This window comes from Flexivirga oryzae (assembly GCF_014190805.1).
GTDB classification, from domain to species: Bacteria; Actinomycetota; Actinomycetes; order Actinomycetales; family Dermatophilaceae; genus Flexivirga; species Flexivirga oryzae.
This window is the reverse complement of sequence record NZ_JACHVQ010000001.1, coordinates 543052-556813: the sequence shown is the minus strand read 5'-3', so window position 1 is coordinate 556813 and position 13762 is coordinate 543052. Positions and strand designations below refer to the sequence as shown.

Annotated in this window: 12 protein-coding genes; 5 read left to right on the top strand and 7 right to left on the bottom strand. The window is 70.4% G+C overall.

The genetic code is table 11. The features are described from left to right. The first annotated feature begins 93 nt into the window (after positions 1-93). The gene (locus tag FHU39_RS02610) at positions 94-1161 is read left to right on the top strand and encodes an ABC transporter substrate-binding protein (protein ID WP_183318707.1); all 1068 of its coding nucleotides are present in this window, start codon (positions 94-96) and stop codon (positions 1159-1161) included. After that, positions 1158-2216: an ABC transporter substrate-binding protein gene (locus tag FHU39_RS02605; RefSeq protein WP_183318705.1), complete on the top strand. Its 1059-nt coding sequence runs from the start codon at positions 1158-1160 to the stop codon at positions 2214-2216. Before FHU39_RS02610 ends, FHU39_RS02605 begins: the two co-directional genes overlap by 4 nt. A gap of 4 nt (positions 2217-2220) precedes the next feature. On the opposite strand, the gene FHU39_RS02600 is transcribed toward FHU39_RS02605, so the two are convergent. Further along, complete coding sequence (locus FHU39_RS02600) at positions 2221-4479, bottom strand: ATP-dependent DNA helicase (protein WP_183318703.1); 2259 nt, start codon at positions 4477-4479, stop codon at positions 2221-2223. 113 nt (positions 4480-4592) lie between these two features. Between FHU39_RS02600 and FHU39_RS02595 the strand changes: the two genes are divergently transcribed. Both FHU39_RS02595 and FHU39_RS02590 read left to right on the top strand, forming a co-directional pair. After that, on the top strand, positions 4593-5423 hold the full coding sequence (locus FHU39_RS02595) for a helix-turn-helix domain-containing protein (RefSeq protein ID WP_183318701.1): 831 nt from the start codon (positions 4593-4595) through the stop codon (positions 5421-5423). Beyond that, positions 5416-5820, top strand: a complete 405-nt coding sequence (locus FHU39_RS02590; RefSeq protein WP_183318699.1) for a VOC family protein — start codon at positions 5416-5418, stop codon at positions 5818-5820. The genes FHU39_RS02595 and FHU39_RS02590 overlap by 8 nt, the downstream gene beginning before the upstream one ends. 18 nt (positions 5821-5838) lie before the next feature. Here FHU39_RS02590 and FHU39_RS02585 read toward each other — a convergent pair whose 3' ends face one another. From FHU39_RS02585 to FHU39_RS02575, 3 genes are all read right to left on the bottom strand, one after another. Next, entirely contained in the window at positions 5839-8496 is a 2658-nt protein-coding gene (locus tag FHU39_RS02585) for an MGH1-like glycoside hydrolase domain-containing protein (protein WP_183318697.1), read from the bottom strand. A 41-nt stretch (positions 8497-8537) separates the two neighbouring features. Then, positions 8538-10007: a GTPase HflX gene (gene hflX / locus FHU39_RS02580; RefSeq protein ID WP_183318695.1), complete on the bottom strand. Its 1470-nt coding sequence runs from the start codon at positions 10005-10007 to the stop codon at positions 8538-8540. Between the two features lie 73 nt (positions 10008-10080). Then, positions 10081-11025: a DUF1444 domain-containing protein gene (locus FHU39_RS02575; RefSeq protein ID WP_183318693.1), complete on the bottom strand. Its 945-nt coding sequence runs from the start codon at positions 11023-11025 to the stop codon at positions 10081-10083. Here FHU39_RS02575 and FHU39_RS02570 point away from each other — a divergent pair. Further along, on the top strand, positions 11024-11671 hold the full coding sequence (locus FHU39_RS02570; RefSeq protein ID WP_183318691.1) for a class I SAM-dependent methyltransferase: 648 nt from the start codon (positions 11024-11026) through the stop codon (positions 11669-11671). The genes FHU39_RS02575 and FHU39_RS02570 overlap by 2 nt on opposite strands. 4 nt (positions 11672-11675) lie before the next feature. Here FHU39_RS02570 and FHU39_RS02565 read toward each other — a convergent pair whose 3' ends face one another. The 3 genes from FHU39_RS02565 to miaA are packed head-to-tail and all read right to left on the bottom strand — an operon-like array spanning position 11676 to position 13758. Continuing rightward, complete coding sequence (locus FHU39_RS02565) at positions 11676-11882, bottom strand: hypothetical protein (protein WP_183318689.1); 207 nt, start codon at positions 11880-11882, stop codon at positions 11676-11678. Between the two features lie 40 nt (positions 11883-11922). Then, positions 11923-12786 (bottom strand): diaminopimelate epimerase, encoded by an 864-nt coding sequence (gene dapF / locus FHU39_RS02560; protein WP_343065707.1) that lies wholly within the window; start codon positions 12784-12786, stop codon positions 11923-11925. Between the two features lie 42 nt (positions 12787-12828). Next, complete coding sequence (gene miaA / locus FHU39_RS02555) at positions 12829-13758, bottom strand: tRNA (adenosine(37)-N6)-dimethylallyltransferase MiaA (RefSeq protein ID WP_183318685.1); 930 nt, start codon at positions 13756-13758, stop codon at positions 12829-12831. Between the last annotated feature and the right edge of the window lie 4 nt (positions 13759-13762).

Below are 13762 nucleotides of genomic sequence, written 5' to 3'. Positions count from 1 at the left end.
CGGGGTCGGTCGCGGGCACTTTCGGAGCAAGGTTAGCCTTACCAAAGCTTGGGCGCGAGCCCGGCCCGCCATACCCGAACTCTCAGGAGCATCATGAATCTCTCCCGCCGCGGTGTCCTCACCGGTTGCGGAGCCCTCGGCGTCGGTATGTTCCTCGCCGCCTGCAACAGTGGCTCCGAGTCCTCCCCGGCCGGCACGACCGGCGCCTCGAGCGGCGGCACCGACGGGTCGGCCTTCCCTGTCACGGTCAAGCACAAGTACGGGACCACGACCGTGAAGTCCGCGCCGAAGCGGGTGGTGTGCGTGGGGCTGTGCGAGCAGGACAGTCTGCTCGCGCTGGGCATCGTCCCGGTCGCGGTCACCGCCTGGCTGGAGGCCGCGAAGGGCGAGATCTACCCCTGGGCCATGCCGAAACTCGGTTCGGCACCGCTGCCGAAGGTGCTGTCCTCGGAGAAGCTCAACATCGAGCAGATCGCGGTCCTGAAACCCGACCTGATCGTCGCGATCTACTCCGGAATCACCCAGTCCGAGTACACCAAGCTCAGCCAGCTGGCACCGACCGTGGCTCCCGCCAAGGGCTACCCCGACTACGGCACGCCGTGGAGCACGTTGACCCAGATGGTCGCCGACGCCATCGGCAAGCACGACGAAGGGGCGACACTCGTCAAGAGCGTCCAGGCCAAGCTCACAGCGGCCAAGAAGGCGCATCCGCAGTTCGTCGGGAAGACCGCGATCGTCGCGACGACCTACGAGGGCGCCTACCTCTACGGCCCCGACGACCCGCGTTCGCAGATCCAGCACGCCCTCGGCTTCACCTACCCGGCGAAGTTCAAGGACATCGGCGGCACATCGTTCGGAGGCTCGATCAGCGCCGAGCGTGCCAAGGAGATCGATTTCGACGTGGTGGTCTGGCTGGCCAGCGAGGCCGACGTCAAGACCAAGCTCGGCGGGCTGTACGAGCAGACCAGGGCCTTCAAGCAGGGCCGGACCATCTACATCCCGAGCTCGATCAGCGACAGCAAGAAGAACAGCACCTACGCCTCCGCGTTCACCATGGTGACTCCGCTGTCGATCCCGTGGCTGCTCACGCGGTACGTGCCGCAACTGACGGCGGCCGTCGACGGCAATCCCGCCACGAAGGTGAAGGTCGTCGCCGAATGAGCACCGCGTCCCGCCGCTCCCTGCTCGGAGCGCTCGGTGGTGTCTCGGCCGCAGCGCTGCTCGCCGCGTGTGGTTCGGACGGCTCCGGATCCGGGTCACCCGGCTCCGGCGGCACCACGACGGCAACGGGTGCCTTCCCCGTCACCGTCGCGCACAAGTACGGCTCCACGACGGTGCGCTCGGCGCCGAAACGGGTCGTCTGTGTCGGACTGGTCGAGCAGGACACCCTGCTCGCGCTCGGCGTCGTCCCGGTCGCGATCACGCCGTGGTTGCCGACCGGCGACGAGGGCTACCCGTGGGAGCAGCCGAAGCTGCACGGCGGCAGCCTGAAACAGCTGCCGAGCACGCTCAACATCGAGAAGATCGCGGCCACCAGACCGGATCTGATCATCGCGATCTACTCCGGGATCTCCGCCGGCGACTACGCGCGGCTGAGCAAGATCGCGCCGACCATCGCGCAAGCGAAGGTGTATGCCGACTACGCCGTCCCCTGGGACGTGGCCAGCCGGACGGTCGCCGACGCGATCGGGCGGCATACCGCGGGCGGACAGCTCGTCACCAAGGTCAAGGGCACGCTGGCCGCGGCGAAGAAGTCCCACCCACAGTTCGCCGGCCGGACCGCGGTGGTGGGCACGGTCAACGGCGACGGCGGCCTCAACCTCTACACCCAGGACGACCCGCGCATCCAGATCCAGCGGGCCCTCGGGTTCCGGTATCCCACCGGTCTCCGGCCCAAGTCCGACGAGAGCTTCTTCACCACCCTGAGCCCGGAGCGGGCCCGCGAGGTCGATTTCGACGTCGTGGTGTGGCTGGCGAGCCAAAACCAGGTGCGCAAGGCGACGGGCGGGCTGTTCGAGCAGACCAAGGCGGCGCAGCAGGGACGGGTGATCTACATCCCGCAGACCGACCGCTCGGACGCCACCCCGCCGTACGCGGCCGGGTTCAGCTTCGTCACACCGCTGAGCATCCCGTGGACGCTCCATCGGTACGTGCCGCAACTGGTGGCGGCCGTCGACGGGAAGACCACCACCGAGGTCCCCGCGCCGACCACCTGATCCGTCAGCCGATCCCCAACTGCACCAAGCGGTTCCGTACGTCGTCGAGCGGTTTGTCGAGGTGCTCGGCGAGCTCTTCGGGGTCGAGGCCGAGGTCGGCGCCGTCGCGCAACTCCTCGTCGTCCTCCGGGCTCCAGCCGGGCGCCGGTGGTGCCGGTGTGACCTCGACAGGCTCGGCCGCCGCAGGGGGCTCGGCCACCGCGACAGGCTCCGGTGTGACCTCGACAGGCTCGGCCACCGCAGGGGGCTCGGCCACCGCAGGGGGCTCGGCCACCGCAGGGGGCTCGGCCACCGCAGGGGCCTCGGCCACCGCAGGGGGCTCGGCCACCGCAGCGGCGGTCTCGTCGAGCCGCTTCAGCGCCTTGAGCACCAGCGCTCGGTCGGTGGTGGGCCAGAACGGCGGCAGGGACTTCTGCAGGAAACCGGCGTAGCGGGCGGTGATCATCCGGGTGTCGAGGAAGGCGACGACACCGCGGTCGTCACTGCTGCGGACCAACCGGCCGGCGCCCTGCGCGAGCCGCAACGCCGCGTGGGTCGCGGACACGGACATGAAGCCGTTGCCGCCGCGCCGGGCGATCTCCTGCGAGCGGGCGGAGGCCAGCGGGTCGTCCGGCCGGGGGAACGGGATGCGGTCGATGATCACCAGCTGACAGGACGGCCCGGGCACGTCCACCCCCTGCCACAGCGTCAGCGTGCCGAACAGACAGGTGCGCGGGTCGGCCGCGAACTGCCCCACCAGGGTGCGGATCTGGTCGTCGCCCTGGCACAGGACGGGCAGCTCGTCACCGAAGCGCACCCGCATCTCCTCGGCCGCCGCCCGCGCCGCGCGCGTCGAGGAGAACAGGCCGAGGGTGCGACCACCGGCGGCGCGCACGAGGGTCTCGATCTCGTCCATGGCCGCTGTCGACATACCGTCCCTGCCGGGTGGCGGCAACTGGGAGGCGACGTACGCGATCGCCTGCCGCGGGTAGTCGAAGGGTGACCCGACGTCCAGGCCGGTCCACTGTGGTCCGCCCTCACCGCGCAGGCCGAGTGTCCCGGCGACCGAGTCGAAGGAACCACCGAGCTCGAGTGTCGCCGATGTCATGATCACCGTGCGGTCGCCGAAAACCTTCTCCCGCAACAACATTGCCACGCTCATCGGGGCGACGCGCAACACGGCGCCGCGGCGCGGATCCTGGGACACCCAGGCAACGTCGAGCTCGCGGCCCTCCAGGATGCGGTCACAGTTGTCGAAGATCTCGTCCACCGCAGCGCGCGCGACCTGCCGGGACGCGTCGTTGTCGTTGGGTGACGCGGGTTTCAGCTCGCTCTGCACCGAGCGGGCCGCGTCGCGCACTCGCGTCAGCGCGAGCCCCAGGTTGTCGGGTATGCCGAGCAGGCGACCCTCCTGCATGCCGCCGAGCAGCTCCTGCAGCATCTCACCTGCCTCGCGCATGGCCGACGCGTCCGCCATCCGCCCGCACCGCCGCGCGGCCGTGGAGATCATCCCGCCGGTGACCTCGTCAGTGATGGTCGAGGTGACCCGGTCGACCAGTTCGTGTGCCTCGTCGACGACCAGCAGGTCGTGCTCGGGCAGCATCTGCCGGCCCTCGAAGGAGTCGATCGCCATGAAGCTGTGGTTGGTGACGACGACGTCGACCTCCTTGGCCGCGGCCCGCGATCGCTCCACGAAGCACTCGGTCACCATCGGGCACTTGGAGCCGAGGCACTCCTCGGCGGACACCGACACCTGGCGCCAGGCGCGCTCGCTGACACCGGGAACCAGCTCGTCGCGCTCGCCGGACTCGGTCTCCTGGGCCCACTCGCGCAACCGGACGACCTCCTCCCCGATCCGGCCGGCCGCACGATCGACCTCACCGACCTCGAGCAGGGTGTCCTCGTCCTCGGGGTATCCGCCTTCGATCTTGTGCAGGCACAGGTAGTTCCGCCGGCCCTTGACCAGCCCGAAGGTCGGCCGCCGGCCGAGGATCGGCTCGACCGCATCGGCGATGCGGGGCAGGTCACGGTCGACGATCTGGGCCTGCAGGGCGAGAGTCGCCGTCGCGACGATCGCCGGTCGCCCGGCCTCCATCGCGTGCCGGATCGCCGGCACCAGGTAGGCCAGCGACTTGCCGGTGCCGGTGCCCGCCTGGACGAGCAGGTGGGTGCCGCTGCGTGCCGCCTGATCGACGGCGCGCGCCATCTTCTGCTGGCCGGGCCGTTCGGTGCCGCCGACTCCTCCGACGGCAGCTTCCATCAGTGCGTCGAGGTCGGCTGGCATCCCCCCAGCGTATGCGGTCGACCAGTCGAGGTTGCGGTGGTCCACAGGTCGGTGTCCCGCGACCGCAACGGCTACCGTGGGGTGAGCTCGGCGATCAGGACGAGAGGTGCCGTATGCCGCCGCCGGCGTGTCCGATCCACCCCGCGCTGCGCGCACTCGTCACGCGCGTGGCGCCCTACGACAGCACGCACCGGGTGGACGAGGTGCACGTGGGCCTGCCCGGCCCGTCCGCGACCTTGATCGGCTCCTTCGACGAGCCGCTCGACATCGGCCGGCTCGCCGAGCCCGCACGCCACGCACAGCACTGGCTGTCGGTCAGTGGGCTGGACACCCGCCCGGCACTGATCCGCACCAACGGTCGCCTGCACGGCATCCAGTTCGACCTGACACCGCTCGGCGTGCGTCGCCTGATCGGTGTGCCGATGGCTGCGATCGCCCGCGACATCGTGCCGCTGACGGGCGTCGCCCCGGCACCGTGGGCGCCCCGGTACGAGCAGCTGCTGGGCCTCGCGGACGATGTCGCGCGGACCCGGGAGGCACAGCGGCTGCTCGTCGCGCACCTGGACCGGGACCAGTCGCTGCCGGACGACCTGGACCACGCGTGGCGGCTGCTGCGGGCAGCCGGTGGCGACCGGACCGTCGCGTCCCTCGCCGACCATCTCGGGTGGAGCAGACGTCATCTGGTCACCCGCTTCACCGCCGAGTTCGGGCTCTCGCCCAAGGAGGCGGCCCGCCTGTTCCGCTTCGACCGGGCGCGATCTCTCGCGGCCCGGGGACGCCCGCTGGCGGCGGTCGCTGCTGACTGCGGCTTCGCCGACCAGCCGCACCTGACCCGCGAATGGCGCTCGATGGCCGGGCGCAGCCCGAAGCAGACGTTGCGCTCGGACTACACATTTCTTCAAGACGTCGAGTCGGCCGTCGACGGACACTCGGGGCATGAGTAATCGAACACTGTTTCACAGCCTGGGTTTTCGGGACGTCCCTGCCGCCGTGCGGTTCCTCGAGGCCGTCGGGTTCGTCGAAGCCGTCCGCTACACCGACCCGGACGACGACTCGCTCCTGGTGCATGCGCAGTACAACTGGCGCGACACCGGCGGCGTGATGTTCGGCCAGATCGCATCGCGCAACGACTCCGAGCGAGCGGTCGAGTCCGCCGGGCACGGCCAGTGCTACTGCGTCGTGGAGCAGGCGGCCGACGTCGACCGGATCCACGAGGCCGCACTCGGCGCCGGCGGTCGATCGGTCCGTGCTCCGCAGGAGCCGCCGTACGGCGGGAGGATCTGCGCCGTGCTCGACCCGGAGGGCAACCAGTGGAGCTTCGGCACCTACGCGGATGCCTGAGCGGACGGCGTCGGCCCGCTACTCGGTCGCCAGACCCCGGCAGATCAGGTAGGAGACCAGGGCCGTCCAGCCGGTCTGGTGCGTCGCACCCAGGCCGGAGCCGTCGTCGCCGTCGAAGTACTCGCTGAAGGTCGGATGTGCGTCCCACAGCTGCCCGCTCGGGTACCACCGGGGCGTGCCGGGCCGCCGTCCTGACTCGCCGGCCCGGAAGAGCTGCACCAGTCGTTGCATCAGGTCCGTGGTGATCTCGGCCAGGCCGCGCTCGCTCCCGGAGCCGGTCGGATACTCGATGCGGGCGTCCGGGTAGGCGTCGGCGTACGTCTGCAGCGCGTCGAGCAGCAGGAAGTTGACCGGGAACCACACCGGCCCGCGCCAGTTGGAGTTGCCGCCGAAGAGGTCGCTGTCGGACTCGGCCGGGTTGTAGCGCACCGAGAACTCGCCCCCGTCGACGTCGAGCGTCAACTGCTCGCGGTATGCCGCGGAGAGTGACCGAATCCCGTGCGGCGACAGGAATTCCGCCTCGTCGAGCATCCGGGTCAGCAGCCGGCGCCGGCGATCGTCGGGCACCAGCGCCATGGTGATGCGGGAGTCGTCGTGGCGTTCGTGGTGGCGCAGGACGTCGGCCAGCCCGGTGTCGCGGCGCTCCAGCCAGTGCACCTCGTCGAGCAGGTCAGGCAACTGCTCGACGACGATCGGGTGCACCGACTCGACCGCGACCAGCGGCAGCAGCCCGACGAGCGACCGGACCGGCAGCCGCTCGCTGGACCCGTCCGGATGCACGATCGCGTCGTAGTAGAAGCCGTCCTGCTCGTCCCAGAGCGAGATGCCGGTGCTGCCGAAGTCGGTCATCGCGCGGGCGAGCCGCAGGAAGTACTCGAAGAAGGTCCGGACCGTCGGACTCCAACTGTGCTCGTGCCGCGCCAGTTCGACCGCGATCCGCAGCATCGACAGCGAGTAGAACGCCATCCAGCTGGTCGCGTCCGACTGCTCCAGCCGCATCCCGTCCGGCAACGGTTTCGACCGGTCGAACGGACCGATGTTGTCCATGCCGAGGAACCCGCCCTCGAACAGGTAGGACCCGTCGGCGTCCTTGCGGTTGACCCACCACGAGAAGTTCATCAGCAGCTTGCTGAAGACACTGGCGAGGAACTCCAGATCCTGTTCTCCCGCAATCGAATAGACCAGCCAGGCGGCCCACGCGTGCACCGGCGGGTTCACGTCGTCGAAGTTCCACTCGTACGCCGGCAGCTGACCGTTCGGGTGCTGCGCCCACTCCCGCACCATCAGCGCGATCTGGTCCTTGGCGAACTCGGGATCGACCAGCGCCAGGGGCACCGTGTGGAAGGCCAGGTCCCAGGACGCGAACCACGGGTACTCCCACTCGTCGGGCATCGAGATCACGTCGGCCAGGTCCAGGTGGGCCCACCCGACGTTGCGCGCACCGGCCGCCCGCCGCTGCGGTGGCGGCGGCGGACCGGCCGGGTCACCCTCCAGCCATTCGCCCACGCCGTAGCGGAACAGTTGCTTGCCCCACAGCAGGCCGGCGAACGCACGACGGGCGATGTGCGCGTCCTCGGCGCCCGCCGAGGCCGGTATGACGGCGCGGTAGAACTCGTCGGCCTCGGCCGCTCGGGCGGTGACCGTCGTGTCGAAGTCGGTGAAACCGGCGGAGGACGCCGGGTCGACGTGGGCCGGTGACCGGTCGGTGCCGGGTGCGATGCCGGTCAGCCGCAAGCGCACCGTGCGGGTCTCCCCCGGGCCGACATCCGCGAGCTGCCACCAGAACGCCACCTTCGTGCCGTGGTCGGCGCGGGTGGCGGTGTCGTCGCCGTGCACGATCGCCCTGTCGATGCCGTTCTTCGGGCAGTCCGTCCGCGCTTCGGCACCCCAGAGTCCGACATTGTCGGTTTCGTTGTCGCAGAACAGGATCCGTGGATCGCCGTCGGCTTCGAGTCGATAGCTCCCTAGCCAGGCGTGCTCCAACCGGACGGTGCCGTCGACCAGCTTCATCGTCGGCGTCCGGTCGTCGCGGCCGAACGCCCAGGTGTTGCGGAACCACGCCTGCGGCACCAGGTGCAGGGTGCTCGCGTCGGGTCCGTGGTTTGTCACGTCGATGCGCATCAACAGGTCGGTCGGGGTCGCCTTCGCGTAGGTGACCGACACGTCGAAGAAGCGATCGTCGGCGAATACGCCCGTGTCGGTGAGCTCGAACTCCGAATCGGCCCGGGTCCGTGCGGCATTCGCCGCACGCAGCTCGTCATACGGGAACGCGGCCTGCGGGTAGCGGTAGAGCCAGCTCGCGTAGGAGTGCGTCGGCGTCGCGTCGGTCGGCCACCAGACCTCCTTGACGTCCTCGCCGTGGTTGCCCTGCGCGTTGGTGAGTCCGAAGTAGCGCTCCTTGAGCCGGTCGTCGTTGCCGTTCCACAGCGCGACGCCCAGGTTGAGGAAGCCGAAGCGGTCGCAGACCGCCGCCATACCGTCCTCGCCCCAGCGGTAGGCACGGCGATGTGCCTCGTCGAACGGCAAGTAGTCCCAGGCGTTTCCGTCCGCCGAGTAATCCTCACGGACGGTGCCCCACTGGCGCGCGGAGACGTACGGCCCCCACAGGCGCCACGGGTCGTCCGCGGTCGGCGAGGCTGCGATGCGTGCGTGTTCGGCGGTCGGTTGAGAGCTCACCCGCCCGATCGTGCCAGGTCAACCTGACTTCGTGGGGCGACCTATACGGCGAAGTCGGCCAGCTCGGCCTGCAGCGTCGGGGTGACCTTGGCGTGCACATGGGTGCCGTCGGCGGTGTGCTCGCTGGAGAGCACCTCGCCGTGATCGTGGATGCGCGAGAGCAGGTCGCCACGCTGGTAGGGCAGCAACAGCTCCATCCGGATCTCCGGGCGCGGCAGCTCCTCGGCGACCAGCTCGGCGAGTGCGTCGAACCCTTCACCCGTGCGCGCGGACACCGCGATCGAGTGCTTCTCGGCACGCAGGATGCGGTCGACCACCTCCGGGTCGGCAAGGTCCGCCTTGTTGACGACCACGACCTCCAGGACGTCGTGCGCGCCGACGTCGGCCAGCACCGTCCGGACGGCGGTGATCTGCGACTCGGGGTCGGGGTGCGATCCGTCGACGACGTGCAGCACCAGGTCGGCGTCGGCGACCTCCTCCAGGGTGGAGCGGAACGCCTCCACCAGCTGGTGCGGCAGCTCCCGGACGAAGCCGACCGTGTCGACCAGCGTGTAACCGCGGCCGTCGATCGTCTCGGCCCGCCGGACCGTCGGGTCGAGGGTGGCGAACAGCTGGTTCTGGACCAGCACCCCGGCACCGGTGAGCCGGTTGAGGATCGAGGACTTGCCGGCGTTTGTGTAACCGGCGATGGCGACCGACGGCACGTGACCGGCGCGACGCGAGCCGCGTTTGGTGTCACGCATCGTCTTCATACCCGTCAGCTCACGCCGCAGTTTGGCGATGCGGGAGTTGATGCGGCGCCGGTCCAGTTCGATCTTGGTCTCACCGGGACCACGCGAGCCCATGCCCTGGCCACCGGCGGCCTGGCCACCGGCCTGCCGGGACATCGACTCACCCCAACCACGCAGCCGCGGCAGCAGGTACTGCAGCTGGGCCAGCTCGACCTGCGCCTTGCCCTCCTTGGACTTGGCGTGCTGGGCGAAGATGTCCAGGATCAACGCGGTCCGGTCGATCACCTTGACCTTGACGACGTCCTCCAGGCCGCGGCGCTGGCTGGGTGTCAGCTCCGTGTCGGCGATGACGGTGTCGGCGCCCTCCTCGATGACGATGTCGCGCAGCTGGGCGGCCTTGCCGGAACCCATCCAGGTGCCCGGGTCCGGCTTGAGGCGGCGCTGCAGCACGCCGGCGAGCACGGTGGAGCCGGCGGTCTCGGCGAGCGCGGACAGCTCGCGCAGGGAGTTCTCCGCCTCCTGCGCGGTGCCCTCGCCCCAGACACCGGCCAGCACGACACGTTCCAGGCGCAGCTGGCGGTATTCGACCTCGGTGACGTCCTCCAGCTCGGTGGACAGCCCCGCGACGCGGCGCAGTGCGGCGCGGTCCTCGCGGTCGAACTGCTCGCCGTCATACGACTCCTCGATGAGGAAGCCGTCGGCGTCATACCTCGGGTCGTGGTCGGTGCCATCCGCCAGGGCTGCGGCGCGACCGTCGAGCACGTGTGAACGGGCGGTCATTGCGCCTCCGTCGGTGTTGCGTTCTGTCATGTTCCCCTTATCGTCTCAAGGTTCAACACACGGAGCGAACGCATTAATCCGCCGGCCCGTCGCCCAGCAGGCCCAGCAGCCGGAACGCGGCCTCGAACTGGTCCCGCACCTCGACCACCGTGCCGCCGTCCGGACCCTGCGCGGTGACCTGCTGGGCGTGCAACTGCGGCGTCAGGTGGTAGACGTGCGGCGACACCGGACCGGGCGACTCCGGGTACTCCTGCGCGGCGACGCCGACCATCCAGTTGAGCGCCTGCACCACGGGGGCGCCGACCAGCAGATGGACCAGCAGCAGATGACGGTTGGGTACGGCTACCAGCGCCCCCGCCTGCGGGAGGTGGGCACCGACCCGGGCGAGCAGGTCGGGCAGCACCAGCAGCCGGCTCGCGCCGAAGAAGTCCTCGCTGAGGAACACGTGGACGTCCCCGCCCGGCTCGTCACCCACGATGCGGTGTTCCGGCAGCGGCAGCGCCCGCAGGTTGCGCCGGGCCAGCGCCCACGGGTCCGGCACGTCGACCCGGCCCGGATCGAAGAACTCCACGACGATCTCCGGCCGGTCCTCGGCCAGCAGCGCCACCACGCCGGGTAACGGTTGCGGGGCGTCCTCGCGCCGCGCCTCCTCCGGCAGGTCGGCGACGATCCGCAGCTTGGCCAGCACCCGCTCGGGGTCCGCCTGGTCGTTCCCCTCCCGTTCGCGCTGCCAGTGACCCATCAGCAGGTCGAGGTGCCGGCCGACCAGGGCCGGCCACTCGGCATACGGCAGTCCGGAGGCCTGCACCGCCAGGTTGTGCAGGCCGAGTTGCCGGCCGTCCGCGAGCCGTAGCGTGCCGCGGTCGACCAGCGCCTCAGTGCCGCGATCGGCCAGTTGGTTTCGCACCATCCGGCCCAGCTCACGCGCCTGGTCGGCGCTGAGCGTCGGCAGATCCGCGTCCCGCGGCCCGCCGGCGTCCGGTTCGTCCTGCTTCTTCCCCCACCCGAAGATCCCCATGCCCGCCATCCTGCCGTATGGCGCTGGGGTAGCCTCCCGGACGGTGAGCGACCACTACTTCTCCGCGACGCCCGCGAGCGCCGACGAGCGCCGCACGATCAACGTGCCGCTGGCCGGCCGGACCCGTGCGGTGCAGGTCGCGCGAGGGGTCTTCTCCGCCGAACGGATCGACCAGGGCACCGGCGTGCTGCTGCAGCACGCGCCGCAGCCCCCGGCGGCCGGAACGTTCCTGGACCTCGGCTGCGGCTGGGGCCCGATCGCGCTGACGCTCGGGCTGCGCTCCCCGGACGCGCAGGTGTGGGCGGTCGACGTCAACGAACGCGCCCTCGATCTGACCCGCGCCAATGCCGAGTCGCTCGGCCTGACCAACCTCCACGCGGTCGTCGCGGACCAGTTGCCGGACGACGTGCGGTTCGACCTGATCTGGTCCAACCCACCGATCCGGGTGGGCAAGCAGGTGCTGCACGACCTGTTGCGCGAGTGGTTGCCGCGGCTGACCCCGGACGGTGTCGCCTACCTGGTGGTCCAGCGCAACCTCGGGTCGGACTCGCTGCAGCGGTGGCTGATCGACCAGGGCTTCCCCACAGAGCGTTTCACCAGTGTGAAGGGTTTCCGGGTGCTGCGGGTGTCGGCCGCCGGAGGGTGACCGGTCACCGTCGGCGCCGGCCGGACCGCTCGTTGCCGTGCTTGTAGTTGCCGGTCAACCGGGCCATCAACTCCTGCGCGTCGCCCGACTCGACGTCCTCCAGGAAGTCGGCGGCGCGGCGGCCGCGCAGCGTCGTCGCCGGCCGGCCGTGGTGGGTGATGAGCACCTCCGTGCCCCGGCGCTGATAGTCGAATCCCTGCGGTGTGCCCATGCAGGGACCGTATGTCGTGACCGGCCGCCCGTGCGCGCGATTATTCGGGGAGGTCGACGGTCCCGGTGGCCACGATCTCCGCGGGGCCGGACAACAGGACGTGCTCACCGTCCAGCCGCACGCCGAGTCGCCCACCCGGCACGTCGACCCGCCAGTCGAGCTGGCCGGCCGGCCGGCCGGCCCACCACCAGGTCGCGACGACCGCCGCGGCGGCGCCGGTGCCACAGCTCTGGGTCTCCCCCACGCCGCGCTCGTGGACCCGCATCGCGATGTGGCCGGGGCCGACGGCGCGGACGAACTCGACGTTGCTGCCGTGCTCGGGCACCGGGTCGACCCGCGGCGGGTGGGTGAGGTCCAGGGTGCTCAGGTCGAACTCGGGTGGCAGCGCCACCACGTTGTGCGGGTTGCCCATGTCGATGCTCAGTGCGGGAAGCGGGTCCGGCATGCCGACCGCCTGCACCACGCTGTCGGAGCCGCGGCCGGCCGCCTCCTGCTCGCGGGCGAGGCGCCATACCCCGAGGTCGACCTGGAAGCCGTTCTCCACCACCGTCATCCGCTTGACACCGTCACGGGTCGCGATGTCGAACGCGTCGCCGCCGGCGAGCTCGTGCTCGAGGAGGTACTTGGCGAACACCCGGGTGCCGTTGCCGCACATCTCGCCGACCGAGCCGTCCTGGTTGCGGTAGTCCATGAACCACTGCGCGTCGCCCGCACCGGCGCGGACCTCTTCCGGCGCGTGCTCCACCGGCACGACACGGATCACGCCGTCACCACCGACACCACCGCGGCGGTCGGCGAGGAAGACGACCTCGTCCGGCCCCAACTCGGGGGTGCCGTCCAGCGCCGGCACCAGCACGAAGTCGTTCTTCGTGCCGTGTCCCTTGGCGAATCCGATGGTTCTCACCCGACCATCCAAGACCATCGGCGGCCTCCGCGTCATCTCGTGTCAGGGCCTGGACGAGACGTCCGTTGCGCGCACGACCGCCAGCGACTGCTCGAACAGGTCCGGCGCGTCGTACTCCACCCAGTGGATGCGGGTGTCGGGACGGAACCACGACCGCTGACGCTTTGCGAACTTCCTTGTCAAAGCTGCTGTTTCGTCCTTCGCCTGTTGCTCGGTCAGGACACCGTCGAGCTGCTGCAAGGCCTGCGCGTAGCCGATCGCCCGGCTGGCGGTGCGTCCTTCGCGCAGCCCGTGCCGGTCGAGTTCACGCACCTCGTCGAGCAGCCCGGCCCGCCACATCCGGTCGATGCGGGTGGCGATCCGGGCGCGCAGCGTCGGCCGGTCGATCCGCAGCCCGAGCAGCACCGTCGGGGCAACGAACTCGCGCGTCGGCATGGTCGCGCTGAACGGCTGCCCGGTCAGCTCGATCACCTCGAGCGCGCGCACCACCCGCCGGCCGTTGGCGGAAGGGATCTGCGCGGCCGCCTTCGGGTCCATTGCGGTGAGTTCCCGGTGCAGCGCATCCGGTCCGAGCTGATCCAGCCGCTCCTCCCAGCGCGCGCGAACCGCTGCATCGGTCGGCGGGATCCGCAGGTCGTCCAGCGCCGCGCGCAGGTAGAGCCCGCTGCCGCCGACGAAGATCGGGACGTTGCCGCGTTCGCGGATCGCTGCGATCGCTGCCCGCGCATCCCGTTGGTATGCCGCGACGCTCGCCTCGTCGCGCACGTCGAGGACGTCCAGCAGGTGGTGCGGGACACCTTCCCGCTCGGCGACCGTCAGCTTCGCGGTGCCGATGTCCATCCCCCGGTAGAGCTGCGACGCGTCCGCATTCACGACCTCCCCACCCACGGCGTGCGCCAGCGCGACACCCAGGTCGGACTTGCCGGTCGCCGTCGGTCCCACGACGGCGACGATCGGGAGCGGAGTCGTCATACCG

Coding starts and splice junctions, on each gene's coding strand:
- miaA (WP_183318685.1), bottom strand. CDS start 13,758: ATGACGACTCCGCTCCCGATCGTCGCCGTCGTGGGACCGACGGCGACC.
- FHU39_RS02575 (WP_183318693.1), bottom strand. CDS start 11,025: ATGGGGATCTTCGGGTGGGGGAAGAAGCAGGACGAACCGGACGCCGGC.
- FHU39_RS02595 (WP_183318701.1), top strand. CDS start 4,593: ATGCCGCCGCCGGCGTGTCCGATCCACCCCGCGCTGCGCGCACTCGTC.
- FHU39_RS02605 (WP_183318705.1), top strand. CDS start 1,158: ATGAGCACCGCGTCCCGCCGCTCCCTGCTCGGAGCGCTCGGTGGTGTC.
- hflX (WP_183318695.1), bottom strand. CDS start 10,007: ATGACCGCCCGTTCACACGTGCTCGACGGTCGCGCCGCAGCCCTGGCG.
- FHU39_RS02565 (WP_183318689.1), bottom strand. CDS start 11,882: ATGGGCACACCGCAGGGATTCGACTATCAGCGCCGGGGCACGGAGGTG.
- FHU39_RS02570 (WP_183318691.1), top strand. CDS start 11,024: ATGCCCGCCATCCTGCCGTATGGCGCTGGGGTAGCCTCCCGGACGGTG.
- FHU39_RS02610 (WP_183318707.1), top strand. CDS start 94: ATGAATCTCTCCCGCCGCGGTGTCCTCACCGGTTGCGGAGCCCTCGGC.
- FHU39_RS02590 (WP_183318699.1), top strand. CDS start 5,416: ATGAGTAATCGAACACTGTTTCACAGCCTGGGTTTTCGGGACGTCCCT.
- FHU39_RS02600 (WP_183318703.1), bottom strand. CDS start 4,479: ATGCCAGCCGACCTCGACGCACTGATGGAAGCTGCCGTCGGAGGAGTC.